At 35.4% G+C, this 25,435-nt stretch carries 17 protein-coding genes; 7 read left to right on the forward strand and 10 right to left on the reverse strand.

What is annotated here, in order from left to right; translation table 11 throughout:
- Window positions 1-488: 488 nt before the first annotated feature.
- The 4 genes from EHR07_RS06825 to EHR07_RS06840 form a co-directional block, all read right to left on the reverse strand.
- Window positions 489-815, reverse strand: a complete 327-nt coding sequence (locus EHR07_RS06825) for a DUF5615 family PIN-like protein (RefSeq protein ID WP_100728991.1) — start codon at window positions 813-815, stop codon at window positions 489-491.
- Complete coding sequence (locus EHR07_RS06830) at window positions 816-1,037, reverse strand: DUF433 domain-containing protein (protein WP_100728990.1); 222 nt, start codon at window positions 1,035-1,037, stop codon at window positions 816-818. It abuts the gene before it with no gap.
- Between the two features lie 462 nt (window positions 1,038-1,499).
- Entirely contained in the window at window positions 1,500-1,664 is a 165-nt protein-coding gene (locus EHR07_RS19300; RefSeq protein WP_135744414.1) for a type II toxin-antitoxin system mRNA interferase toxin, RelE/StbE family, read from the reverse strand.
- Window positions 1,661-1,921 (reverse strand): type II toxin-antitoxin system RelB/DinJ family antitoxin, encoded by a 261-nt coding sequence (locus EHR07_RS06840; protein ID WP_135744415.1) that lies wholly within the window; start codon window positions 1,919-1,921, stop codon window positions 1,661-1,663. Before EHR07_RS06840 ends, EHR07_RS19300 begins: the two co-directional genes overlap by 4 nt.
- 323 nt (window positions 1,922-2,244) lie before the next feature.
- On the opposite strand from EHR07_RS06840, the gene EHR07_RS06845 reads away from it, so the two are divergent.
- The 3 genes from EHR07_RS06845 (at window position 2,245) to EHR07_RS06855 (ending at window position 7,836) form a co-directional block, all read left to right on the forward strand.
- A complete protein-coding gene (locus EHR07_RS06845) occupies window positions 2,245-2,922 on the forward strand; it encodes a hypothetical protein (protein ID WP_135744416.1) in 678 nt (225 codons plus the stop codon).
- 571 nt (window positions 2,923-3,493) lie between these two features.
- Window positions 3,494-4,462: a hypothetical protein gene (locus tag EHR07_RS06850; RefSeq protein WP_135744417.1), complete on the forward strand. Its 969-nt coding sequence runs from the start codon at window positions 3,494-3,496 to the stop codon at window positions 4,460-4,462.
- A complete protein-coding gene (locus EHR07_RS06855; RefSeq protein ID WP_135744418.1) occupies window positions 4,459-7,836 on the forward strand; it encodes a hypothetical protein in 3,378 nt (1,125 codons plus the stop codon). Before EHR07_RS06850 ends, EHR07_RS06855 begins: the two co-directional genes overlap by 4 nt.
- Window positions 7,837-7,912: 76 nt before the next feature.
- Here the strand turns inward: EHR07_RS06855 and EHR07_RS06860 are convergent, their stop codons facing one another.
- Window positions 7,913-9,001: a helix-turn-helix domain-containing protein gene (locus EHR07_RS06860; protein ID WP_135744419.1), complete on the reverse strand. Its 1,089-nt coding sequence runs from the start codon at window positions 8,999-9,001 to the stop codon at window positions 7,913-7,915.
- A gap of 169 nt (window positions 9,002-9,170) precedes the next feature.
- On the opposite strand from EHR07_RS06860, the gene EHR07_RS06865 reads away from it, so the two are divergent.
- From EHR07_RS06865 to recD, 4 genes are all read left to right on the forward strand, one after another.
- Window positions 9,171-10,892 carry a CocE/NonD family hydrolase gene (locus EHR07_RS06865; protein WP_135744420.1) on the forward strand — a complete coding sequence of 574 codons (1,722 nt, stop codon included), beginning with the start codon at window positions 9,171-9,173 and terminating at the stop codon, window positions 10,890-10,892.
- 336 nt (window positions 10,893-11,228) lie between these two features.
- The gene (locus EHR07_RS06870; protein WP_135744421.1) at window positions 11,229-14,534 is read left to right on the forward strand and encodes an exodeoxyribonuclease V subunit gamma; all 3,306 of its coding nucleotides are present in this window, start codon (window positions 11,229-11,231) and stop codon (window positions 14,532-14,534) included.
- A 3-nt stretch (window positions 14,535-14,537) separates the two neighbouring features.
- Complete coding sequence (locus tag EHR07_RS06875; protein ID WP_135744422.1) at window positions 14,538-18,137, forward strand: UvrD-helicase domain-containing protein; 3,600 nt, start codon at window positions 14,538-14,540, stop codon at window positions 18,135-18,137.
- Window positions 18,134-19,939: an exodeoxyribonuclease V subunit alpha gene (gene recD / locus EHR07_RS06880; protein ID WP_135744423.1), complete on the forward strand. Its 1,806-nt coding sequence runs from the start codon at window positions 18,134-18,136 to the stop codon at window positions 19,937-19,939. Before EHR07_RS06875 ends, recD begins: the two co-directional genes overlap by 4 nt.
- On the opposite strand, the gene EHR07_RS06885 is transcribed toward recD, so the two are convergent.
- From EHR07_RS06885 to EHR07_RS06905, 5 genes are all read right to left on the reverse strand, one after another.
- On the reverse strand, window positions 19,922-20,443 hold the full coding sequence (locus EHR07_RS06885) for a nucleoside 2-deoxyribosyltransferase (protein WP_135744424.1): 522 nt from the start codon (window positions 20,441-20,443) through the stop codon (window positions 19,922-19,924). The genes recD and EHR07_RS06885 overlap by 18 nt on opposite strands.
- Window positions 20,444-20,485: 42 nt before the next feature.
- On the reverse strand, window positions 20,486-22,990 hold the full coding sequence (locus tag EHR07_RS06890; RefSeq protein ID WP_244288922.1) for a TonB-dependent receptor plug domain-containing protein: 2,505 nt from the start codon (window positions 22,988-22,990) through the stop codon (window positions 20,486-20,488).
- A gap of 5 nt (window positions 22,991-22,995) precedes the next feature.
- Window positions 22,996-23,619, reverse strand: a complete 624-nt coding sequence (locus tag EHR07_RS06895; RefSeq protein ID WP_100728417.1) for an HmuY family protein — start codon at window positions 23,617-23,619, stop codon at window positions 22,996-22,998.
- A gap of 14 nt (window positions 23,620-23,633) precedes the next feature.
- Window positions 23,634-24,440 (reverse strand): hypothetical protein, encoded by an 807-nt coding sequence (locus tag EHR07_RS06900; RefSeq protein ID WP_100728416.1) that lies wholly within the window; start codon window positions 24,438-24,440, stop codon window positions 23,634-23,636.
- A 105-nt stretch (window positions 24,441-24,545) separates the two neighbouring features.
- Entirely contained in the window at window positions 24,546-25,376 is an 831-nt protein-coding gene (locus EHR07_RS06905) for a hypothetical protein (protein ID WP_135744425.1), read from the reverse strand.
- Between the last annotated feature and the right edge of the window lie 59 nt (window positions 25,377-25,435).

The raw sequence follows: 25,435 nt of genomic DNA on the forward strand, positions 1-25,435 counted from the left end.
AGGTGTGGTAGAGACCGCCTAATACGGGAGTGGATTCCAAGTGGCAGTTTCCATCTCGCGGTTTGTGGAGGATTGGTGAGGGGATGGGGAATTTAGGCGGCGTTTAATTGCAATACGGATACCTCGAGAAAAGGCGGGTGATATACGCAATGCATATAGCTGATATTTTCTCAGAGTTTATCTGTAGTTTGTATAGATATCATTTATCAATTGTTAGGCATATAACAAACTAAACATTTATTAAATATCAATTTTTATCATAAATCTTTTCCAAGCCTTCTTTTAGATATAAGTTATATCCTTTCGATAAGTTTCTCCAAGTGAAGTGTCCCCCGCGGTGGCGTGGCCAGGGATGGCCTAAGCTCGCCAGTCGGAACAGGAAGTTCCGCTGGCAGGAGTGGGGGATACTGAACTCGTTAAAAAAATTCTTTAAGTATATCGTTTATTTCTTTGTCTGAGATGGAATTGATTTGTTAGATTCGATTTTGTTAAACTAAAAATAGAATCCCAGCTTCTGGATTTTTTGTAAAAGCTATGATCGTCTCACAATTTTCTTTCAGCAACGAAACAACGGAAGATGTGCTGCAATTCCCCCGTTTGATTTGAATTATTTTGGGTGGAAAACCTTTCTTTTCTAAAATCTTATTAAAATCATTATCTTTAGTAACGATAATTAGATTTTTTTCATACGCTTTTTCCCAGATGAGTTCATCTGATGACTGGATACCGAGCGAAAAAACATGTTTTGAATTTGGAAAAATGTCAGATAAATGTTCGACTAAATTTGGAGATAGATTTGCGTCATACAATAGCATTTAGGCTACAAGAATTGATTTATTTTGATCAGCAGCAAAAGCTAGACTCGCCAAAATATCTTCTTTAGTGAGATAAGGAAACTCTCGTAAAATTTCATCATATTCCATACCCGAAGCTAGATAGTCAAGAATGTCATAGACGGTAATTCTCATTCCACGAATACAAGGCTTACCACCTCGAACGTCCTTATCAAATGAAATATATTTTCTATAATCGAGCACTCCTAAATTCTTATATAAATTCTGAATTCGTCAAGTCATTTCATTCTTTGGGAAAACTTTAAAATTAAAAACTAGATAGCCATCGAAGAAGATTTCCCCCAATCCCCCGCGCCAGCGATAGTAGCGGAAATACTTTCCATAAATTAAATTATTTTGATTCACTAACAGATCGGAAAGATTGAAGCGAATAGCGCGATCGTTTCTAGACGAAAATATCAATCAACTAACGAATTCGAGGCGCCCAAACCCTTACTCATAAATTCTTTTCTTAACCAAGTGAAGACGTCGTCACGGTGGCGTGGTCAGGGATGGCCTAAGCTCGCCAGTCGGACCCGGACGGGACGCTGGCAGGAGTGGGGGATACTGAACTCGTTAAAGAGGAGGGAAATACAGAGGAGAAGAGAAACCATCCTTTTGGGGATCGGATGGGTGGGGGGTCTTCTAAACGACTCGGATCAAAAATTATTCAAATAAATCAGCATGCGTTCCAGTCCGTTCAAAAATAATAGAATTTTGGTCTAATTTATAAATAAGTAACCAGTCAGGTTCAATGTGACATTCTTTTCGATTTTTCTGTAACTTAATATCTTTATTGAATTGATTAGTATAACTAGGAATAAATTTCATATCCCCAAATTCTCAAATAATTCTTTCTTAGATTTAAATGTTTTTAGGGCTTTGTTCTTATCGGTAGATTCCAAGGTCTTTTTAGTTATTTTATTTGGTACCTTTATGGCAAATGGAATCCCTCGTGTTAGCTTGATCTGATGATAGAAAATATTAATAGCTTCCGAGGTAGAAAGACCCAATCGTTCAAGGATATTTTCTACATCTTTTTTTAAATTATCTTCTACTCTAGCACGAATCATTGCTGTTTTAGCCATACTCTTAACTTCCCGAGATTCACTGTATCTCGTTTGGGATACAAATCAATTTTTTTATACACCTTAGTTTTTATTTTTGTGAGATACTGATCTAGTCCCCTGCGCCAGCGATAGCAGCGGAAATCCTTTCCATAAACAAAATTATTTTGGCCAACAAACCAATTGGAAAGATTGAAGCGAATAGCGCGGTCGTTTCTAGACGAAAATATCAATCAACTAACGAATTCGAGGCGCCAAAAGATGAACGCACATTATTTCTATTATCATGTCTAAACAATAAGAACTAGTTGACCTCCCAATTAAAATCTTAAAAATAATATCTAATGTTTAACCCAAACAATTTTATCATATCGCATTCCAAAGTTACTCGCATATTTATAGTGGTAGTGATTTTGCTCCTTGGCACGAATTGTACCAAATATTACGTTTACCCAAATCACTTCGCAGATCCTGAGCCAATGGACAAATCGATGCTTACCGAACTAAGGGTCTCAAATTTTCGAATCCTTAGCATTGATGAAAGAAATTTTGAAGAAAATCTTCAAGATTACGGGCTTTCTTTAGGAATCATAGGAATTGGAAAAGTTGATGGAAAATCGCAATTCTATATAACTCCAGGAAAACACAAAATCCGATTAGCATACTTTGATGTCCGTATTCATAACTATGCCAAAAATAGAGTCATTGATACTTATACTTCAAATGAAAGTGCTACGTTAGATGTTGATTTAAAAGCAGGTCAACAAGTTTGTATCTGTTTTCAAAACCTCACTCCGGAAAATTTTGATGAATTTACCATTGTTGCAGAAGCAAGAGAGTACAAGGACCAAATAGATTTTCAGCCTCCAGTTTATATTCCGTACATTTCACAACTCGAATTTCTGCCGGCAGATTGCGGTGGCGGAGATGGGAAAAACGCATTGTTATTAAACCAATCAAATAAAATTATTGTGAAGAAATCTATAGACTCAAGGAATAAAGCCAATATAGTTACTTACTAAGAACTATATCGAATTGGCATAAACTTAACCCTTAATTTACGATTAGTAATTGGAGTAGATTTTAAGATGATGGAACGACTAGTGTTTCGGGTAAATTATTACGTGATGCATTGAGTAACTTCCTATAATTTACATTATGTCGCATAACATGCGTTAGCGCTTTTGAGTGTACTCGTACATTCTTTACAGTTTTGTCTCAATACATACTTTACAAAAAGGATCATAGAAATCCTGGTCCAGACGTAAAGGAACAATTCTTCATCATAAACTACGATTCCAAATGGTAAACTAAGTAGAGTTAAACCAATGTAAGAACGTAAGAGATACCGATATTATAACAATTAGTACGTTTTTAATTCTCTCTAAAAAATATTTTTTTTTACCGCATTGTCTCAAAGAATTCTATGAGACTAATGCATTTTCAAATATTCACATACTATGTTATAAATTTTAAGACGAATCGGCGAGCTTGTAGTGATATCCATGGCACCTATATTCAAAAATCTTAAAATAAAAAATAAATTGCCTAATCAAACATGGTTTTCATTTTGCATTTATATTTTTATAAAAAATGCAAGAAATAAAAACAACTGTAACTCATAACATCAAAAGAGATTCTATCATCACTGGTTTCGAAAGTTTATTATTTGAAAGAGACTACAATGGAAATCTTTGGATTGGTTCTTGGAATCAAAGTCCTATTCTTTATAGAATCGATGGAAATCAAATCACACGATTCGAATTTCCAATTGGTTTTTACCTAGCAAGTGATAATCCATTTGATTCTAATTCTGATCATGTATTGTTTGGATCATCTAATTCTGTATTATACTTTAGAGATGATAGGTTCTTCAGCCTCCCATCTCCGAAGTTAGCAAACCCTTCTCCCTACCAGATTTTGAATCTTGTAAACTATACTTACGTTATCTTTGCCAATACAAGCGGAAGAAAACAGATCCATAGGTGGAATGGGACTAATTGGGAAATCTTGAATTTTGATTTGGATTTTCAAAATCTTTATAACTTAAAATCAATTGGGAATGATAGAATTTTGGTTACAGAAGGAAATTCAGAAGTTGCTTATATCTTAGATCAAAATGGGAAGGTAATTTCTGAATTTACACCGAGTGGTGCCCCCATGAAAGCCAAAATAAATTCGAAAAGAATATTTTTATACTCTGATTCAAAGTTGGAAGTAAGGAATAGCGATGGAGAACTAATCAGTCTCCTTGATTTGTATGATGAAGCAATGAAGGCCTATTTTGGTTCATACTTAGAATTTATAGATATATTCATTCAAAATGAATCAAATCTGGTTTTGTTGTTAAAGGAAAGAAATAAAAAACCTGCTAAAAAACATTTATTAAACTTTAACTTGGATACATTGACTCTTACCCCACACTCCCTGAATGAAAAGTTGACTGCGGATTTGAATTTACTGCAGTTTGAAATCGATAATTCGGGGGATTATTGGTTTAAAATTTATGGGAACCATTACTCAGAATCTTTTATAACATTCAATGCGGAACTAACAACATGAAACAACCTACTCAACTCAATATACAAAAGTCTGATCTTTACTCAGGAAGTTTAAAAGAAATCATCCTAGATAGAATGTTAGTGTTTCAATCACTTAGAGATAAATTTCAGAAGGTATTTGATAAATCCAAAAATAAACTAGACCAAAGTTTTTTGAAAGAATTTGAATCCATATATGGATTTCGACCTGGAAAGGAAATTTTGGAATGGGAAAACATAAAATCTGCTTACAAATCCGTTATGTATGAAGTTGCCGATGTTTGGAACATGATTGACCATCATTCTGCCGAAGAAGAGGAAATGGAAGAAGATGACGAAGGAGGATTTGATTATGCCATTTCCTCTGCGGAAAGATTAGTTAAAATTAAAGACCCTGATGAAATACTTTCCTGGTTGGTTGGCACTTACAGCGGGCTCATGTTCTTATTCAACGGTTCTTATGCTTTTGCTTCGGATGGAGGTGGGGACACTTGTTGGATCAATCTTTTGCCCAATGAAAATGAATCCGTCGAGGTAAATTATTATAATCATGAAATTGGTGAATTAGAAAACCTGCCATTTTTTTCCATCTCACATTTTATTGCTGAAAATTGGAATAATGAATCAAATGAAAGTTATGATGATGAAGATGAGGAACAAGAATTCGAAGAAGAAGATGCAGGTCAAAAAGTAAAAGAACCCATTCTAACTACGCAAATCAAAGACAGTATAATTAAAGCTTTTGAAAAAGAAGCCACAAAACTCTACGAAAAGAAACCTATCTATAACAATTCACTAGATATGTTTGAAAGGTCGGCTTGGTTACTTGGACATAGTTATGGAGACCCTGCTTATGCCTTTACAGAAAAACTAGCGGAAGCTCCCTCCTATACTCTTTGGGAAGAAGAAAAAGAAGATATCAAAAACTTTCCGAATTTAGCTGCTTATTGGATACTTCATCATTTTTATCTAAAGAATGAGGATGCTTGTAGAGAAACTATCAAACTTGCAAACAAATCAAAAGGAAAAATAATTCCAAAAATTTGTGAACATATAATTGCCTATCTGGATGGAAAATCCAAATCATTATTCAATCTACCAACAGAGAAGGTAGAAAAAATAAGGTCACAAACCTTTAGTAACGCTGACCCCAAACAAATTGAACCAAAAAATATTAAATTATACAATGAAAGTTTAGGTCTTTCCAATCTTAAAACCATTTCAAAGAAAGACCTGGAATCAAAGATCAAGACTGAAGAAAACCTTTTCAAAATAATCGAAGATTACCCTGATGATGTTAATGCACATGACTTAGTATTAAAAGAAATTTCCAAAAAAGACACGAACCTTAAAAAACTGATCGATGATTACTTCCGGGAACGAACCGATAGTGCTTATAATACTTGGCCATACAACCCGGAAAAATTGGACAAACGCCTTTCCGTCGCGATCAATGCCGCCTTTCGACAAGGTTTGAAATACGACGCTGAGAATAAAAAAGCATATTGCGGTATTACAAAAACGGTTGGGATGTTAGATGACGACCAAGCAATGGTTTCGTTTAGAGAAGCAGTTCGTAAACTCAAACAAGATGATCCAAGATTAGAATATGTAATTGAGGCATTGATCAGTAGTGAACATAAAGATGCCAATTCCATATTGGCGGATGCTGCTTGGCGAACCTTTGAAACTTTGGACAATGTTAAAGAAATTAGAGAAAAGGTTCAAAAAGAAGGACCGACTTTGAACAATATGTTCACAGTCTATACTCACCTAAACCAAGCTTTACAAGAACGAATATTAACATTAGATGATGTTTCAGTCCAGCTCATACAGAAACTATTTACTTATAAAGATCATCTTGGTTTTTTTGGAATTAGTGCAGGGAATGCATTTTCGGTATGTGCCCATTTAGAACTAAAAGAACATACAGAAATCATTGCCAACTATGCGAGAAATAGCTTTCGGATCAAAGGAGGAGACAGAAAGTCTTACCTCGAATTGAGTCAGATCATAAACATTTCGGAAGCAGCCTTAGCCTGGGCCAAAATGGAACCTGAAAAGGCAAAACAAGAGTTACACGAATTTTTTGTAAAATTAGAAGGATCGAATTATCCTGGTATTGCAATTGATTTAAGAGCTTGTTATGTAGCCGGATTATTACTTTTGGAGCCGGAAAACAATGAATATCTGACTTTTGCGGAACGTATCCTAGGAAACAAAGGAGACCAAGTCCGTGTGTATGGAATCATTCGATGGATTAGAAAACTAAAAGTTGAAAAATTCAAAGATCATCTTTGGTATCACATTTATGCCGATCCCGATCCTATGGTTGATTATTCTTGGAGTTATATCGAAGTGGAAGCAAGACGCGCTTGGATTACGCTCACTGGAGAAGATGCTCCTACGTTTGACTCATCTGATAAATATGCTACATCACTTTCTAAGAATAAAACTTTGTTACCCGAGGCGATTCTCCATCCTGAAAAATATAGCATCCAACATGTGTTTGAAAAAATTCGAGAAACCAAATACAAACATGAAGATGTAATTCGTTATGGAGGACCATGGCTTGTCGAATCATTACGGTATTCCTTGGATGAATATAAATATTCTGGATCTTATGACAGGTGGGAAGCAATCAAAGCTTTGTTCTTTCAAGGTCCGGGAGTGTATCCTTACTTTTTGGAAATTTTCCAATTGCCTTATGCAGCACCTTCATGGAAGGCATATTTATTACAGTTTATGCGAGTGATGGAGCCTGAATCTTTAAAATGGAAGAAGGTTCTTTCGATGGAAGGAAACGAAATAAAACAGCTACTAGAAGAACCTACTCCCCAATGGTATGTATGGACTGATTTATTAGCGGCAAGATTATTTTTGTTAGATGGTGAATCATCTTTTGACACTATCTCTCAAGTGATCATTCGGCGACTAGAGATGACAAATCATGAATCTTATGATTCTAGTATTTATGAAGAAGCGCTTGGGCTACGGTTGCCTTTACTTTGGAGATGGTTTGGCAAAAGAGGAGATGAATTTATCGAAACTTTCTGGAAAAAAGCAAAAAAAAGTTCTGAAACTTTTACTATGTTAGAGATGGCAGCCAGACGAAAGTTAAATGACAAAATCCCTGAAATGAACGAGATCAAAGATCCTGGGATTTTACTCACATTTTATCCTGAACAAAGGGAATATGGATGGCATACATGGATCCATTTGACTCCAGAGACAATACGATTTGGAACCAATGAATTTCACCTACACTCTGTTTTACCTGATTCAAAAACAGAATCCAGTATGCCGGCTTCCAAAACAAATTTAGAAATTGTTTGGAAAATGGCACATATTCTAGGTTACACGGTATCAAAGAAAAAACCGAAAGGAAAAAAATAGCGATAGAGTCACTCATGATCGTAATCATCACAGTTCTGTTGGCAGTTAGTTTCCCTATGGAATGTGATGATTACGGTTATTGGCCCTTCCTCATTGATTTTGCATATTCACTAGGTGACTTTTTTTTCAAAGATTTAAATGCTAAATTAAAATTGGCTTTAGAATTAAAACCAACTTGGTATGCAAGAGAGAGTAAATTTGCCTTTGGTTCTTTTTCTATCAACCGACAAACTTCGGCAATACGGTATTCGTTTAGTAAACGATTGAAGTTCATTCCTAAAAATGCATTGATGTATTCGCTGAGTTGGTAATCTTTGATTCCTAATTTTTCCGATAGAGAGGCCAAACTTAAATCTTCCTCTCGGTATACACATTCAACTTTTAATAAATAATCGAGTTCCTTCTGTAATTTCTCTAAATCTAGGTTTAGAATGCGAGAGGTGCGGTAAGATTGCCTAAGTCCAGGAAGAATATCTTTAAATAACTCGTGATTGATTTCTGTTCCGATAAAGGCAATGACAGCCATCAGTGTAGCCAATCCTGCTGTAAAATAAATTCCGGAATGCCAACGTAAAATTGTGCTGAGAAGGATAAAACCTGCAAAGGTAATGTTTCCTTTTAATATCATTCCGAGTATCTGAACACCTAACTTTGCTTCTTTGTTTGGATTATTATAAAGGATATTTCTATATTGGTAAATCATTCCCAAAAAAATACCAATCCAATACAGACAGCCAAAAATGGATGTAATTTCGGGAAGAGACATTGGAGCTCCCGCAAAACTCTGATTCATGGTCTGTGAAAGAGTGTTTGGTGCAAACCATTCTAATGTTAGAAGAAAAAGTATCACAAGAAAGGTAGGATACAAACGATAAAGTTTTTTCAAAGGGACAGGTTCTGTACTCAAAAACTGTTCGATGGTATATTGCATACTCCCGGGGATTAAATAAATGATAGGAACATACCCTTGGTTTAAAATAGGAGTTTCAAATTCTAGACCTGCAAATAAACGATAGGCGTATAAAATCAAAATCCCACCGGAAAAAGCGGCGATCATGGCAAAGGGAAACCCTTTGGATCCCTTTTCTTTCACCAAAATACCGATCCCCAAAATAAAGTGATACCAAGCTCCAAACTGGAGCCAAGAACCGAAGAATTCCCACATGATCGAAAAATCGTACGAAATGCACGCATACGTCAACCTTTTGGATGCCTTTTGTAAAGAGAATTAGTACAAAATCATGATATTAGACCTAAAAATTTGTCCAAAATTGTCATCTTAGACGCATGCAAAGGTCATTTATGGTAAATTTGAGTCAATTCAGAGGCGAATTATGAAAAAGCAAAAAATCTACCGTCTACTTTTACCACTGGGAGTTTTCCTCCTGATGGCCTGCGGACAAAATGGAAACCAAAACTCTAGTGGAAATGCAGCCGTACTTGCTGTGTTAGATGGAGTGAACTCAGGAACTTCTGTATCTCCAGAAGTTTTAAAACAAAGTAATGTTGCACTTTCCAAAGACATTCAATCGGCATTTGCAAAAGAGAATGATGGAAGTTTCAGTTTCAATGACAACATTTCCTTTGTCAGTAATGATGGAGTCAAAATTACAGGGAATTTGTTCATTCCGAAATCAGGAACTGGTCCCTTCCCTGCAGTCATCTTTGTCAACAGTTGGGCTCTCAATGAATATGAATACATTGTGCCTGCGGCAAAACTTGCGAAAAAAGGATACGTTGTATTTAGTTACAACACAAGAGGATTTGGAACTTCTGGAGGGCTTATCAATGTTGCTGGCCCAAAAGATATGTCAGACCTCTCTAAAGGAATTGATTTTTTGCTTTCCAATGCTCCAGTTGATCCAACAAACATTGGTATTGCGGGGATTTCTTATGGTGCAGGAATTTCTTTACTCGGACTAAGTAAAGAACCAAGGATCAAAACTGCCGTTGCTATGAGTGGATGGGGAAGTTTACCTGATTCTCTTTATGGCAATCAAACTCCAAGACTGGTTTGGGGACTTTTACTTGTCACAGCTGGTTATATTACTGGAAGGATGGATCCAATCATTGCAGAAAACTTTGGAAAATTGTTAGATACAAGAGATGTGGCTACGGTTTTGACTTGGGCTAGCGAACGTTCACCAAACAGTGCTGTTGCGGCATTAAATGCAGCAGGAAAACCTGTTTACATCTCCAACAATTCGCAAGATAATCTTTTCCAACCAAACCAAATCCTTCCTTACTTTGAACAACTAACTGTACCAAAAAAATTAGATTTGAACAATGGAATTCATGCTACAGCAGAAATTGGAGGAGTCCTTGGAATTGAAAATTATGTTTGGACCAATACTTACGATTGGTTTGATTATTGGTTAAAAGGGATTCAAAACGGGATCATGTCAAAACCCAAAGTCTCTATCCAAAAAAGATTTTCCGACACAAGAGTCACTTATTCTGCTTGGCCAAATCCAAATAAAGTAGAACGAACTTTCCACTTAAGACCTATGGGTTTACTAAGCCCGGGAAAAATCACAACCAAAGCAAATACAACCAACGGAACCGATACCATTCTATCTGGTGGAACGAATGCAACAACAGGTGTTCCCCTTCTCTCAGAAATTTTGGATGGAGCTGTCTCTGTACCGGTAACCACCAATGTCAACTTGATTGATCGCACAAATGCTATGGTTTATCTTTCCGATAAACTAACAAGCCCGCTAAAAGTAAGAGGACGCACCTTTTATAAAGGCAGAATCAATAGTTCTGACAGTTCTCCTCATGTTGTGGTATATTTGTATGAAGTGGATGTTTGGGGTACAGGAAAACTGATATCTCATGGAACCGCTACACTTTTCGGAGTCAAAGGAAAAGATACCGATCTCAATGTTGATTTACAAGCGGTAGCCCATGACTTTCCTGTAGGAAGTCGTATTGGTCTTGCGATAGATAATTTGGATCCAATGTATGCTGTACCAAAACCAATTTCTCTTTATACAACATCTTTCAAACATAGCACTTCAACTGCATCGACACTACGTTTTGAAAGTGAATGATAAAATTGGACAGGGAAAGAATTGAAATAAAAGGCATCATTCATAAGATGATATTGCCAATTATAAAGGTAATACTACAAACGAAAGTACATTCAACTTTCACTTGTTAAACTAACGATCGGGAGAGGATTTCCTCTCCCCTTCTTTTTAAAGAATCCTCGGATACGAGCGCCCCGGATAGTAGCGGAAATCCTTTCGCCGATGCGAAAGATTGCAGCGGATAGCCGGAAATGGCGCCCCACTGAACTTATTTTTCTTTATTCTATATCAGATAAGAATGGACTTGGTTCGTTCCAAGGTCAGACTTTGTACGATTCATAAATAAAGGGAACTGCGTTGCCAATACATTATTATGCTGGCCTTCATCTTGGTGAAATCACCACCGAACTTGGGAAACAAATCTCAAACGACCAAAGAGTAAACCCACTCCGACGACCACTTGTTGTGGTACCGAATCAAAACTTAATTCCTTGGTTAAGGTTAAACTTACCAAAGTTTGATGCCTCACATCTTTCCTTAAATATAGAATTTACGTTTTTAGAAAAAGCAATTTTAAAAATCATATTCAAATCTTTGAATATACAAACTTACGAGGAAAACTCAGCGTTATACCAATACGAAACATTAAAAAGAGATTGTTTTTCATTACTTTACCAAAAACAAAATCAATTGTTAAAAAATTTTCCTGAAATGAAAAAGTATCTAGAGGAGATTCCAAAATTATATTATCTCTCGGATGTATTAACAAAATATTTTAAAGATTATGAACTCAACCGAGAAGAGTGGATTAAAGATTGGATTGGCTTAGAAAGTAAAAATGTTCCCAATGATCTAAAAAAAGACCCGTATTGGGAATTGGAAAAACAAATTTATAATGAAATCTATAAAGAGAATACAAAACCAAAAAACCTATTTCGATATTTGGAAGATGGAAAAAAACTTCCATTAAGCGGCGACTTACACTTGTTTTGTTTATCTAACTTGTCGGGAACTTATATAGATTTTTTGAAAGAAACAGCACTGCCCAAGGATTCAAAACTAACGGTGCATATTTATCAATTTCATAACGGAAAGATCATTGGCAAAAATCCAGAAAAAACCAAAAACTACCTCTCTAAATTTTCGAAACCTCAATCCTATTTAGCAAAAGAATTTTCAAGAGAAAACGATAACAAACAAAAATCAAAATTTGTAAATGGTGGAATGCTTTCCAAACTGAAAACCATTCTATTAGAAGAACCGTTAAAAGAAGAAAACTATTTGGAAGACCAAACTGTGCGAGTTTGGAATGCACCTTCTGTATATCGAGAGATAGAATCAATAGCCCACGATATACTAAATAAAATAAGTTTACACAAAGGAAAACTTAATCTTTTAGACTTTGCGATTTTGGTTCCGAATATGAACGAATATCGCGCAGCCATTGAATGGGTATTTGATGGTGGGATTTATACTACTCAAGAAAAAGAAAAATTACCCAAGTTACTGAAAATTCCCTACTCCATTACGGACTTAGTTGCTAAAGATACATCACAATTGTATTTAGCTTTATCTACACTGTTTCGTTGTTTGAAAAATGATAGGTTCGAAAAAGAAGATATTCATATTTTGTTTAAAAATCCACTGATCGTAGGTAGTGAGGAAACTGATGGAGAAGAAACTTCTATTAAAGTATTAGATCTAATTGATTCTTTAGGTTCTATTTATGAAGAAGAAAAAGAATACAATCCTTATACAATATCTTTTGGTTTAAAACGAGCAGTGGTTTCCATGATTGTGGATGAAGAATCAGCTTGGGAAAAACTAAATATTGTTACAAAACCAATCTCTTCGGACAAAACCATCATTCGATTTGTAGAAATTTGGAATCGCATAAAACAAATTAAATCAGAAATTATAGATAAGCTATTTAAAAATCCAAAAGAAGAACGTTATATCACTTTTGAAAGTGTATTCCAAAATCTGTTTTCTTTTGATGGAGACCTGGAGAGAGAACGAATCTATTTCAACCAATGGTTAAAGTCTATAGAGACTTGGTGTCACTCCGATTGGAACAATACAAAAGATTTTTTAGAGATGATTTCTTTAATCACTGAAGAAGTTTTTTCTGACATCCCCATGCATCGAGGTAACTATCTAACAGAAGGGGTTACCGTATCTCTTTTACAACCAATGCGCCCTATTCCTTTTTTACATGTGTACATAGCAGGACTTGGTGAAGGGAAATTTCCAGGTTCCGTTGACAGATCCAGATTTAACTTAAGAAGGTTTGATTCCAAACCATGGGATCTCAATCGAAGGGAAATTCAAGAATCTCTATTTTGGGAATCAATACTTTCTGCTGAAGAAAGTATCACATTTTCTTATGTAGGTAAAAACACTTTAGAAGATAAAGAATTCGGTCCCTGTTCTACTCTTTTCGAAGTAATGACTGCAATGGGAATTCAGGAAGCTGTTGAATTGCCACTAACATCGTATAGTCGTTTTTATGATGAGAAACATTTCCCTTCTTTTGACTATGTTCGTAATTTAGAAAGATTTAGAGAAAATAATGAAATCCTTCCAAATCCGGATTTTTCAGATCCAAAACAACTAACAACAGATGAATTGATCCAAATCAAAACCGATGAAATCTCAATCCAGGAACTTACAAATGGGTTAAAAAATCCGATCCTTCGTCCTCTCATACAAAATCTTGGTAAGGTTTGGGAAGAAGAGGAAAATGTGAAAGAAGAACCTTTCCGGCTGAATTCATTAGAGATATTTACTATCAAAACTATTTTTATACCAATTTTTACTGAATCATTAGTGAATGATCATGAATGGATTTGGGATAAAAATAAAATCCAATCCCACCTAAAGGAAATTACACGAAAGTCAGAACAAAATGCTGAATTCCCTTATGGAGCCTTCCATATCGTTTCTTCTGAAGTTTTATTGGATGAATTGGAAGTGGTTGCGGAAAGATTTCGTTTTCTAAAAGAATCTCTTTTTTTAAATAGAGAGAACTTGTCCTATTTTAAAGCAATTTCCATTGGAGACACAGGCCTTCGTGATTGTAAAAAACTACAACCCTATCAGATCTCAGATTCACATCGAATTGTTGGAGAATGGGAAAACATAATTGAAAAAGATGGAATCTATTATTGGTTTTATACTGGAAGTTTATATGACAAACCAAAATATCCAAACGATTATTTAAAAGACTACTTAGGTAAAATGGCTTATGCACTGCTCAGTGCTTGTTTATTCCGTGTTACCGGAAACCGATTGGTAATTATTCCTGCGAATGCAAAAGAATATAAAAATGACAGTTGGTTGGATTTCTCTGGACTTAGAACAGAAGATTGTAGTTCTTATTTAGAATCCATTTACCGATTGATAACCTCCGAGAATCCAAAGTACATTCCTACTGCAGGTTTAAACCTTTTCTTTTCAAAACATAATTTTGAAGAAATAGGAGAAGATTTTGAAATGGCTGAACATTTGTGGAAGGAATTCTTATTGGAAGAATCAGATACAGTTTTGCAGTTTGAAAACCAATTGATGAAACTATCTCCATATACAAAAGTTTTATTGGAAAGTTTTTCCATTAGTTCTGTATTTAAAATTTTTATTCCACTTCTAAAAAAAGGTTTTTAATCAATGGATCACCCTCTCCTAAATAAACCTAAGTTTATAGAAGCCTCTGCCGGCACAGGGAAAACTCATCTTATCATGGAAATGTTAGGTGAGATTATGACCTATGATGTAGAAAACAATATTCCCGAAAATAGAATCCTAAAAACATTAATCCTCACTTTTACAGAAAAAGCTGCAGGAGAATTGAAAGGAAGACTCAAATCAAAAATTTTAGAGCTCTCGGAGAATGGGACCAAACCCGGTTTTTATCGTTATTTGCGGGACTTAGACCAAGTTACCATATCCACAATTCATGGATTTTGTAATATGGTTTTGAAAGAATATCCTATTGAAACCCAAAACAACCCCAATGTTCGGCTAACAAATGCAGATGAAATCATAGATAAAAGTTTTTACCTTTTAAAACGTAACCATTGGGGAGAACCCAATATTGATGAATTGGCAAAGAATCTAACGGAATCAAAAACCTTAGAGAAAGAATCCTCTATAACTTTTGCAGTATCCAAACTTCTTTCCAATACAAAAGATTATTATTTCCCAGAGATTTTAAGTTTAGAAAAAACCATCAACTCACCCAATCTGGATAAGGTAATTTCATCTCTAACACAAGTGATCCATACTCTGAAAGGACCAGTAGGAGATTCTATAGTTGACCAAGGAGATAAAAGAACCATTCAAAAGTGGATCGAAAGTTGGTATTCTCTCGATATGTTTTTGGATGCCCTTAATAGAAAAGATACTGAAACACTTAAAACTGAATTACAAAAAATTGGGTCATTCCAAAGGACTGCAGAAAAAGTGGCGTACCAAGGTTTCAATTATTTATTGTTATCTGGTAAAACCATTACAAAAAATTTAAATAAAGAAGCAACCATTCTTCAATCTTCTATAGAAAATCTCATATCTTTACTAAATGAAACTTTCCCCATCGATAAAATCGATTTAAATGGAGATTGGTTTTTACAAAAAACGGCACTCCAATTGGTAGAGGATACGAAACTTCAATTAAAATCGGGAGATTTACTCACTTACGATCAAATGATTTTAAAAGTACATGAGACAGTCGTTACTTCTCCCAACACAACCCTGATCCAATCCTTAAAAGAACGATACCAAGTTTGTATTTTAGATGAATTTCAGGATACAGACAAAAACCAATACCAAATTTTTAAAACTCTATTTTTAAACTCAGATGACAAAACTAGAATGTTATTTTGTATTGGGGACCCAAAACAAAGTATCTATGGATTTAGAGGTGCCGATATTGGAATTTACTTAGAAGCAGTAAACGATTTTTTTGATTCTAAGGATAGTTTATCGACTAACTATCGCTCTACCAAAGAGATCATCGAAGGACTAAATTTACTTTTTTACAATAGGGAAAAAGAATTAGGAGAAACTAGTTTTTTCCCCATCGAGGAGCCTGGTTCCAAAAAAGAAAACTACCTTTACCATCCTGTTAAAGCTCCCAAAGATTCAGAGATAAAATACAAATATACCAATCCAAATGAATTTGGGATTCATGTGATTCAATACGCGGACCATTTCTCAAATGTGAATAAAGCTAGGAATGCATGGGCAGAATCTATAAAAAAAGAAATTTTATCCTTTCAACAAAAAGACCAATCCCTCTCCTACTTTAAAAAAGGAGAAACAACTACCCGATCTGTTCAACTAAAAGACATTGCCGTGTTATGTGGGAGTAAAAAAGAAACAGAACTTATTGAAAAAACCCTATCAAAAGCAGGCATCCCTTGTTCTATTTATAAACAAAGGGGAATTTTTCAATCTAGGGAAGCGGATCAAATTGAAAATTTATTAGAATGTTTAATCCAATCGAATAGTTCACGATCATACAAACGAATTCTTTTTTCTGATCTTTTTGGTGTACGTCCAGAAGACTTATCTAAATACGACGAACACTCTATTGATTCTTATGAAAAATCTCTTATTGATACTTGGTTAAAACTCATTCGAGACAATCGTTACGCTGCTTTTTTTCGATCGGTTATGGATGAAACCAAAATCCTCTGGAATCATGAACTTAAAAATTTAGAATGGGAAAGAAAAAGAACTAATTATCGACAAATTTTTCAAAGATTACTTGAATTCCAAATTCGAACCAACGCAAACCTTTCCGAATTACTAGTGGAACTAAAACAACTAAAACAAACAAAAACTTCACCCGAAGAAGAACCACTCTTTGATCGAGAAACAGAAGATGATGCAGTTCAAATTTTAACGATCCATGCTTCAAAAGGTTTAGAATGGCCAATCGTTTTTTTATATTACTTTGGCACTAGACCACAAAATCTTTCGAATTATGAATATCCAACACTCATACAAAGTAATAACAAAAATGAAAGAAAGTGGATCCTAAGCCTTTGGGATTCGAAAAACGGAAAACAAAATGAACATAGGCATTTTTTAAACGAACAAAAACGATTGTTATACGTTGCATTGACAAGACCTAATTTGAGACTTTATCTTCCCAAACTTTCTTGGGGCAAAGACTCATTGCTAAAATCAGGGTATGGGAACATATTATTTACAGAATTGGAACGGATCGAAGGAGACAACAAATCCAACCCTAATCATTGGTTTTTATTTCGCAATGAAATCAATCCCCCACAATTCGAAATACAAAGAGAAATTCCAATTTCAAAACCTTCGAATCAAGGAAATTTAAAAACCGTTGTTCTATCTACAGAGATTAAAGCAGGAAGAATACTTTTACAACATAGTTATACTAGTTTACAAACCTCTCAAAACCTTTTAACAAAAGTCCAAGAGGAATCCTATAAAGAAATTGAAGAACCCCTTGAGCCGGAGTCAACAAAAACCAAACTCCCTTCTAATTCCAAAACCGGAAACTTCTTACATCGCATTTTAGAGTTATGCGATTTTTCAATTTTCAAATTATCAATAGAAAAAATTTTAGAACACCCATCTTGGATTTGGGCTTACAGAGAAGCATATCGTCAATACCCTATTCCATTCCAATCAGACACTAAAGAGTCTTTAGAATTGATTGTAGTGACACTTTTAAAACGAGCTATGACGGCTAAAATCACTCTCGCTGATGGAGATTCTTTTTCGCTAACTGAGTTGAATCCGGAAGATAAGTCTTCTGAATTAAAATTTCATTTATATATTCAGAAAATGTTAGAAAAGTCAGGTGTTCCTTTAACTCCAGGGTTTGAAAATTATTTAAAAGGCGCCATTGATTTAGTATTTTATAAAAATGGAAAATATTATATCGCGGATTACAAATCAAATCTTTTACCGAATGAAATTTATGACAAAAACGCCGTCACTTCCGCAGTCATAGACAAAGGTTATATGATCCAAAAATCAGTTTATGCTTTAATTCTTTACGATTATCTGTCTTCCCTATTCGGGAACGATTTGGCCTTAGAACGTTTTGGAGGTGTTTATTATCTTTTCTTACGTGGGATGGGAATGGATCAAGAATCAGGTATCTACGCTGATCTCAAATCATCTAGTGAAGTTTGGACTTCTGAAACTTTTTCAGAGATTCGTAAAGAAATTCTAACTTATATAGGAGATGCTGCGATAAGTTTGGAGAAATTATATTTATGAAACAAATAGATCCATCATATCTCGAAATTGCGAACGAAATATTATCTTATTTTCCTCAAATAGAAAAAGGAAATGGCCTGCTCATTGCAAACTTAATCGAAGTAAATCAAAATGGCGATTTATACTTACCACTGAAAGAATCTGATTCAATTGATCACTTACAAGAATCATTTCCATTTTATATAGAAACTTCAGGAAACGAAAGAAGACTTTATTTTCAAAAAACATATAAAGAAAAAATTCATTTTGAAACTAAAGTAAAATCTTTAATCCAAACTCATAAAGATAATAAAAAACAATCTAATTTAGAAATCGGAAAAATAGAATCCATCATTACCGAATTAGAAACTCAGTTTAAAAACCCACTGGCAAAAGAACAAAAAAAAGCGGTGGTCGAATCCATCCTCTCTTCTTTGCGTATTATTGCTGGGGGACCAGGAACCGGCAAAACAACCGTTGTTTCTTTTATTCTTAAAGTTTTAGATACATTGAAAAAACTTCCAAGTACCAATCGTATTGCTCTTGTGGCACCAACAGGTCGAGCCGCACAAAGGCTTACCGAATCTATACAAAAAAACTTAAGCCATTTTCAAAACACAATGGAATTAACTTCCTCTTTAAGGGGACAGACAATTCATAATCTTTTGAAATTCTTTCCAGAATCCACTAATGTTTACTATGGAGAAAAAAGATACTTACCTTTTGATTTAATCATCATGGATGAGACATCGATGGTGGACATGATGTTGATGAATCTCTTTTTAGATTCCGTTAGCGAAAATACTCAATTAATTTTGTTAGGTGATCCCAACCAATTACCTTCTGTGGGACAAGGGGAAGTATTAGCAGATTTACTGACAGAGTTTAGAAAACAAAAAATATTTGTATCTGAGCTAAAAACAAACCATAGGTCTTCTTTATCATCTGAGTTCAGTAAATTTGCCGATTTAGTGAAAGACTCTTTTGATTCCTCCAAAACAAGTACAACCTTCCCAAATCCAAAAATTTTAAATTCTATAGAGAATAACAAAAACGATGATTTTATTTGGCTCCAAAAAGAAGTACCCAAACCCAATGACTTAGCACCTTTCAAAGATTGGAAAGGAGAGGAACTCATTCAATTTTTATGGAAAAGTTTCTTTTTACCCACAGCCATACTCTCCACGACTCTCGACTGGAAAAAGGAAGATCTATTAACCAACGACCACAAAGAGACTTTGGAAAAGATGGTATCAGAATATCGATGTTTGAGTATTTTAAGAAATGGATATTATGGCATTGAAGCAATACAAAATCGAATTCTTGAACTTGCTAAAAAACAACTTACATCTTCTCATACTAACCCACAAAACATAGAGTATCGACATTTAGCAAAATCATTCTATTTTGAAGGAATGCCTATCATTATTAAAAGAAACGATCCGATAAGAAAACTTTTTAACGGTGACATCGGACTCGTATTAAAAATTGATTCCGAACTCAGGGCGGTATTTTCCATTGAAAATCGCCTTTATTCATTTGCTTTAGATACCTTACCTGAACACGAGCCAGCTTTTTTTCTTACCATTCACAAAAGCCAAGGTTCCGAATACAATACAGTTTTACTTTATTTACCACCGATAAACTCTTTCGATTCTGTAGACAACAAAGAAGTCCCGATTCTCAACCGAAGGATTTTATACACAGCGGTAACGAGAGCCAAAAAAAGAGTCATCATAATGGGAAACTTTGAAACTTGGAATTTGGGTCTTAATACATTTCAAAAAAGAAACACAGGTGTTTCGCTAACTTCGGTTCTTTAAAAGCTGCAAAACAGATTCTAAATCCCCCAGAACTAATTCTCCACCGGAATTTAAAATGGAGAATTCTAACATTAAATTAATGCTATTGCCAAAATCTTCATTTAATAAAAATCCATCATCGTCTATGGCATAACCAGAAGGATGCGGTTTTGTCGGGATCTTTGATTTAACAATTTCAGGTAGATTCCGTTTATCATTTATATAACCATATACAGATTTATTTTTTGCGTATGCATAACCGATTTCAAAAGCTGTCCCATCATCAACACAGGCACCTCGAAAAGGATTACAGTTTGCAATGACAATATCACATTGATTGATAAGAGAAACATTCTCTACAAAAATTTGATTTGCTTTTGCCAGTTGCACCTTATCTGTTATTTCTCCATCAAAGGGAGTTAAGGCTCTGAACCCAAATGTCTCACAAAGTTTTTTGGAATTTAAAAGAACATCCAATGCATTGGGTAAAAAAACTTCCGGGCCAGCAAGATAGATAGTTTGCATTCTTAAATATAATTAGGACCGGAAATAGATGGAAAGAATTTTTTAATTAACCTGAGTCTCCGCCGGACTTAACTTCACTTCACTAAAAGCAAATTTACCATCCAATCCAAAATAGAAAAATCGAGGCCTTTGTGGATTATATTGTAAATCCCAGGCATCTAAGGCATTATCCACACCAACAAACCATTGAAAATGACCAAAAAATCTTTGAGACAAACGTAAATTCAAATTGGTATGTGGATTCACCATCCTATATCCATAAGTGGAATTTGTTGTACAATATGAGAGATTATTTTCAGTACAATATTCGGAAATTCCCGCAGGCAAAGTGCCAAGCGCATTATTTATGTTAGATTGCGCCTGTGCATTGATTGCAGCTTCTAAACCATCAAAATTTGTTGGGAGATCTGGATTACACCAAAATGGATTTTTCACACAGTAATATGGTTGTTTGCCAAATACAACAGCAAAGACAGACAAAGAAATTCCGCTAGATTTTTCATCTACCCGAACACTGAAATTCCAACGATGTGGTCCCCTTCCCTCAAGAGGAAGTTTTGTTAGTTCATCCCTTGTATCAGTATAAGTATATCCAACACTAGTACTTACAATTTCTGTAAGACGAATATTAATAGATGATTCAATTCCTTGCGTACTTGCCTTTTGATAATTTGATGTTTGGTAAACCATAAGTCCTGATGAATCTCGAACAGGATTGGTTCTAAACCCAATCAAATTATCTACGTTATTATGAAACAAATTGGTACTATACCAAATTCTTTTAGTAATATCCCATTCCCAGCCGAAATTATAACTTCTTGAAAGTTCGGGTTTTAAATTGGAACTTCCGACAACACGATAACCCACCCCTGGATTCAAAAAATTAAAATATAAATCTTGGAAACTGGGAGCTCTATATCCAAGTCCATTCGCTGCTCTAAATCGAAACTGATCTGTTACATCATACCGGATGGCCAGTTTCGGAAGCCATTCACCACCATAAATCGAATCATGATCATAACGAACTCCCGGGACAATTTGAATTCTTGGTTTATCAGAAACACGCCATTCATCTTGTACATAAAATGCATTACGAAATCGATATGCATTTCCATTGATTGTTTGTCCTTTCGTCAACTCAGGATTAAAATCCTCATAACAGACATTAGGAAATGTTCTTCGGCAATCAGGAGCAATCCGTGCCGAGGAAATTTGATCCTGTAAATTTTCAGCACCAACAGAGGTTACATGGTTTTCTGAAAATTTATAATCCACTCTTGATCTAAACTCTGTCACAGCATTGTCTGTTCTTTGTTGGGAATCCAGATCGTCAGCCTTTCTTTGATCAGTTGTATATAAGTCTTGAAACCTGGAATAATTTGCATTTAGATTCACATTCACCTTTTGATTTGCTACCCAATCAACGTTAAAGGCTCCCATAAAATCATGTGTTTTATTCCTTCTATCATAAACTGTTCTTGGCGGTGAGGCATCAACTGCACTTTGGTCCAAATGGCGATAATAAAACTGACCTGTCATTGTTAAGTTGTCAGATGCATGATAAACCGTTTTATTAGATAAATTCATATCATTAAAGGCACTACCAGAAGTAGACTCAAGTGGTGGAGAATTATTGGGTAGTCTTGTTGTAAATAAATAGGAATTAGCAAAAGGAAGATGGGAAGGATAAGGATTATAAGATGGTGCTAAGGATGCGTAACGTCCATTTCTAGGTCCTGGGGTTGCATCTGGAGTTAAATCATACCCTTCTCCCTTATGCCAACCCACTGTAAACAAAGTTGATAACTTTTCACTTTTAGCTCCAACAGAAGCATAATTTCTAAACTCTGTATAAGGGCCATAATACTTTTCGCTTCCAGATCCTCCAAGAGTTCGAAACTCAGCGTACAATGGATCTTGTGCTTCTTTGGTGATGATATTGATCACACCAGCAATGGCATCTGATCCATAAATAGCAGAAGAAGCACCTTTTACAATTTCTATACGTTCGATATCTTCTGCCTTAAATCGAGTTAAATCAATAGAGCCACTGAATCTTCCTGTTGTTCTTTGCCCATCGACAAGAATGAGTACATTCTGTGCGGATAATCCCTGCAAACGAACTGTCTGTCCCCTCTCTCCTGTTTGTGCTGGCCTTACTTCTATTCCAGGAACATTCCCCAAAGTTTGAGACAGGTCTCTTGCACCCATGGCATCAATATCTTTTCTAGTAATCACTTCAGTAGTAATCGTCGAATCTTTAAGTAGATTACGCCTTCTTGTCCCTGTAACTGTTATGATATTAGTCCTATCAACATTTACCTCATTAGGTTGTTTGCCTGACTCCCCGTGTTTTGATTCTTTTGGTGTTTCCAAAGAGTTTTGACTCTTCGAAGAATCCTCTTCTTTTTTAGGAAAATTTGTTTGAGCAGAAATACCACCAGATACCTCTATAACGAACAAACAAAATCCAAAAAAGAAATATCCAACAAGGATTCGAAAATTAAATTTTATATTGATTAGATTTACAAACCAAAGGTGATTCATCGTATTTACAACTTTCGCCATCGAAATTTTGGATACCCAGATGTGCCCGCAGCATTATAATAGTCTAACATCTGCAATACGTATTTTGATCCATTTTCTCCTGTAATGATATAAACATTAGGTTTTGCAGTTAGGATTGTATTGGAATATGTATACCAAGTCCCATAACCCGCAGGCATCGGATCGAGATCCAAAGGAGCAGATATGACTGGGTTAATACTTTCCGTGGAACCTGAGATTGGACCTCCCCCACTGGAAGATAATTGCACATCAACCACCTTCGTACATTCTGAACCAGTGAAGGTTGCCAAATAATCTGTGGAGCCAGTAAAACAAGCACCTCCATTACCGTTCCCGCTCGTACCACTGTTAGTACCGATATTATATCTTTTAAATCTCAAATCCCAAACATCAGTAGAACCAACGACAGAAGCATTTGCCTTTAAGTTTACATACACCCAGTTAGTAGATGAGGAAGCATTGATCGTTGTTCCATCAGTTGAAGATACTGCTTCCGTAATCAAAAGTAACATCGCAGCAGAAGAACCATCGTCGGATGTTTTTTCGGGATTACAGTTTATGATAAAAAGAAGAAACGAACCGATTAATATTATTTTTAAAAATTTCATTATAGTTACCTACCTTAAGGAACAGCCAATTGAATTGAGGTGACAATCTTTGAAAAAGAAATTCCTGAATTAGCACTTAACCCTATAAACGAAAATCCAGTCGCTACAGAGGGATCACCACCTGTCCAGGTAGTTTCGTTTAACAAAGCATTGCCGGTTGTTAAATTTGTTCTGCTTTTGCAATTGGCAGAGTTCTTTCCTGTGACCCAAACGGTAAAACGAGGCGGAGCTGATGCAGTAAGGTCAAAACAAAGATCAACTTCTTGGTCAACGAAATTAATAAGAGAAGTTCCGGACACAGTTGGAGCAGTTGCTGCTGTACTGTTTCCATTTGAAGTAAGATTTTTTATATTCGATTCATTAGGACCAAAATTAGCATAGGAGTACGCAGGAACAAATCCACCTGTACCACTACCAGAATAAAAATTCATTCCAAATTGACCGGCTGCTAAAGTACTATTCCTGTTCACTTCGGCAGAATAATTCTCAGGCAAACCAACATAAAGAGAAACAGCAGTATGTCCTCCCGTGATTTTCAAACCTTCGATTCTATAATGTCGAACTGCTCCCGTCGATGGCCTGCACAGAGCGAATGTACCTTTTTTGATTGTTGGCATTGTTGTTTCTACAGTACCATCACTGTTCGTCTTACAGACAGTAGATGGACCAGAATTCGCATTCACCAGTGCCCCCAGGAGCAACAGGTTTGTCTCATCAGAGTTTACTTTCTCTTGGCAAAATGTAAAAAATACTGTTACGATTATAGAAACAGCAAACCTATAGGATTTTTTTTGAAAGATATGATGATTTATTTTTTTCATAAGTATTACCTCCTTACTTTTGTTTGGAATACAAAATACAAAGAGTTGCCACCCAAACTTTAAATTCAGATTACAACTCTTAATCTTTGCTAAGCCAAAATGTTTTTATTTGATAGCAGTCTCTGTAGAAACGGTAATTTTACCAAAGCTCACAGAACCGGAGTTAGAACCTGCTGCTCCCGCTGCTAAATAAAAATTTCTAGTATCAAGTGGAGATTGATTGTTAGAAAAATCAGTAGGCAACTTGTGAACCACGGCATTTTCAGCTGTCAAAGATGATTTTACGTTACAGTTAGCGCCATTCTTTCCATCTAACCAAAGTGTAATTCTAGATGCGCCAGTGGTGGTTTGAGTCACATCCAAACAAAATGTTTTTTTCTCACCACCGTTTTTATTTGCCTTACAAGTTGCTGCAATGCCGCCAAACGTATCACACTGCGCATCTGTCACAACAGCTATAGGCAATTCAGATGCCGTCAAACCAGTGTTCACCCTAACTGCTGAGGTAGCTGCATAATTTGGTTCGTATCGAATAGCAGACGCTGGAGAACCAGAGGTAGATCGCCCATCGTACATCCAAAACTGAAATGCATTAAAATTATTTACTAAAACATTTCCAGCTGTAGGTGCATTCAATGCATAATCTTTTGATTTATATCCACCAGAGAACACAACACTATGACTGAATGCATTGGAAAGATCATGAATGACAAAATGAACTCCAGCTCCTCCAGCAGGATTACAGATTTCGACCGGTGTCCCAATCGTCAGTGTAGCTCCTGGAGTTTCACAAGTTTTACCTGCCTCCATAAAACCGATAAGACCTAATAGTACCGTATTATTGTTTCCTTTTTGATCTTCCTGCTCGCAGGAAACGAGTGTTAAACTAAGACAAGCTGCCAAAGTAAAAGCTGAGAATTTGTAGAGCTGTTTCATAGACTCTCCCATTTATTTGATTTTGATTCTCAATTTCTAAATAGCGGATTTTTCGTCAA

The organism is Leptospira bandrabouensis (assembly GCF_004770905.1).
GTDB classification, from domain to species: domain Bacteria; phylum Spirochaetota; class Leptospiria; order Leptospirales; family Leptospiraceae; genus Leptospira_A; species Leptospira_A bandrabouensis.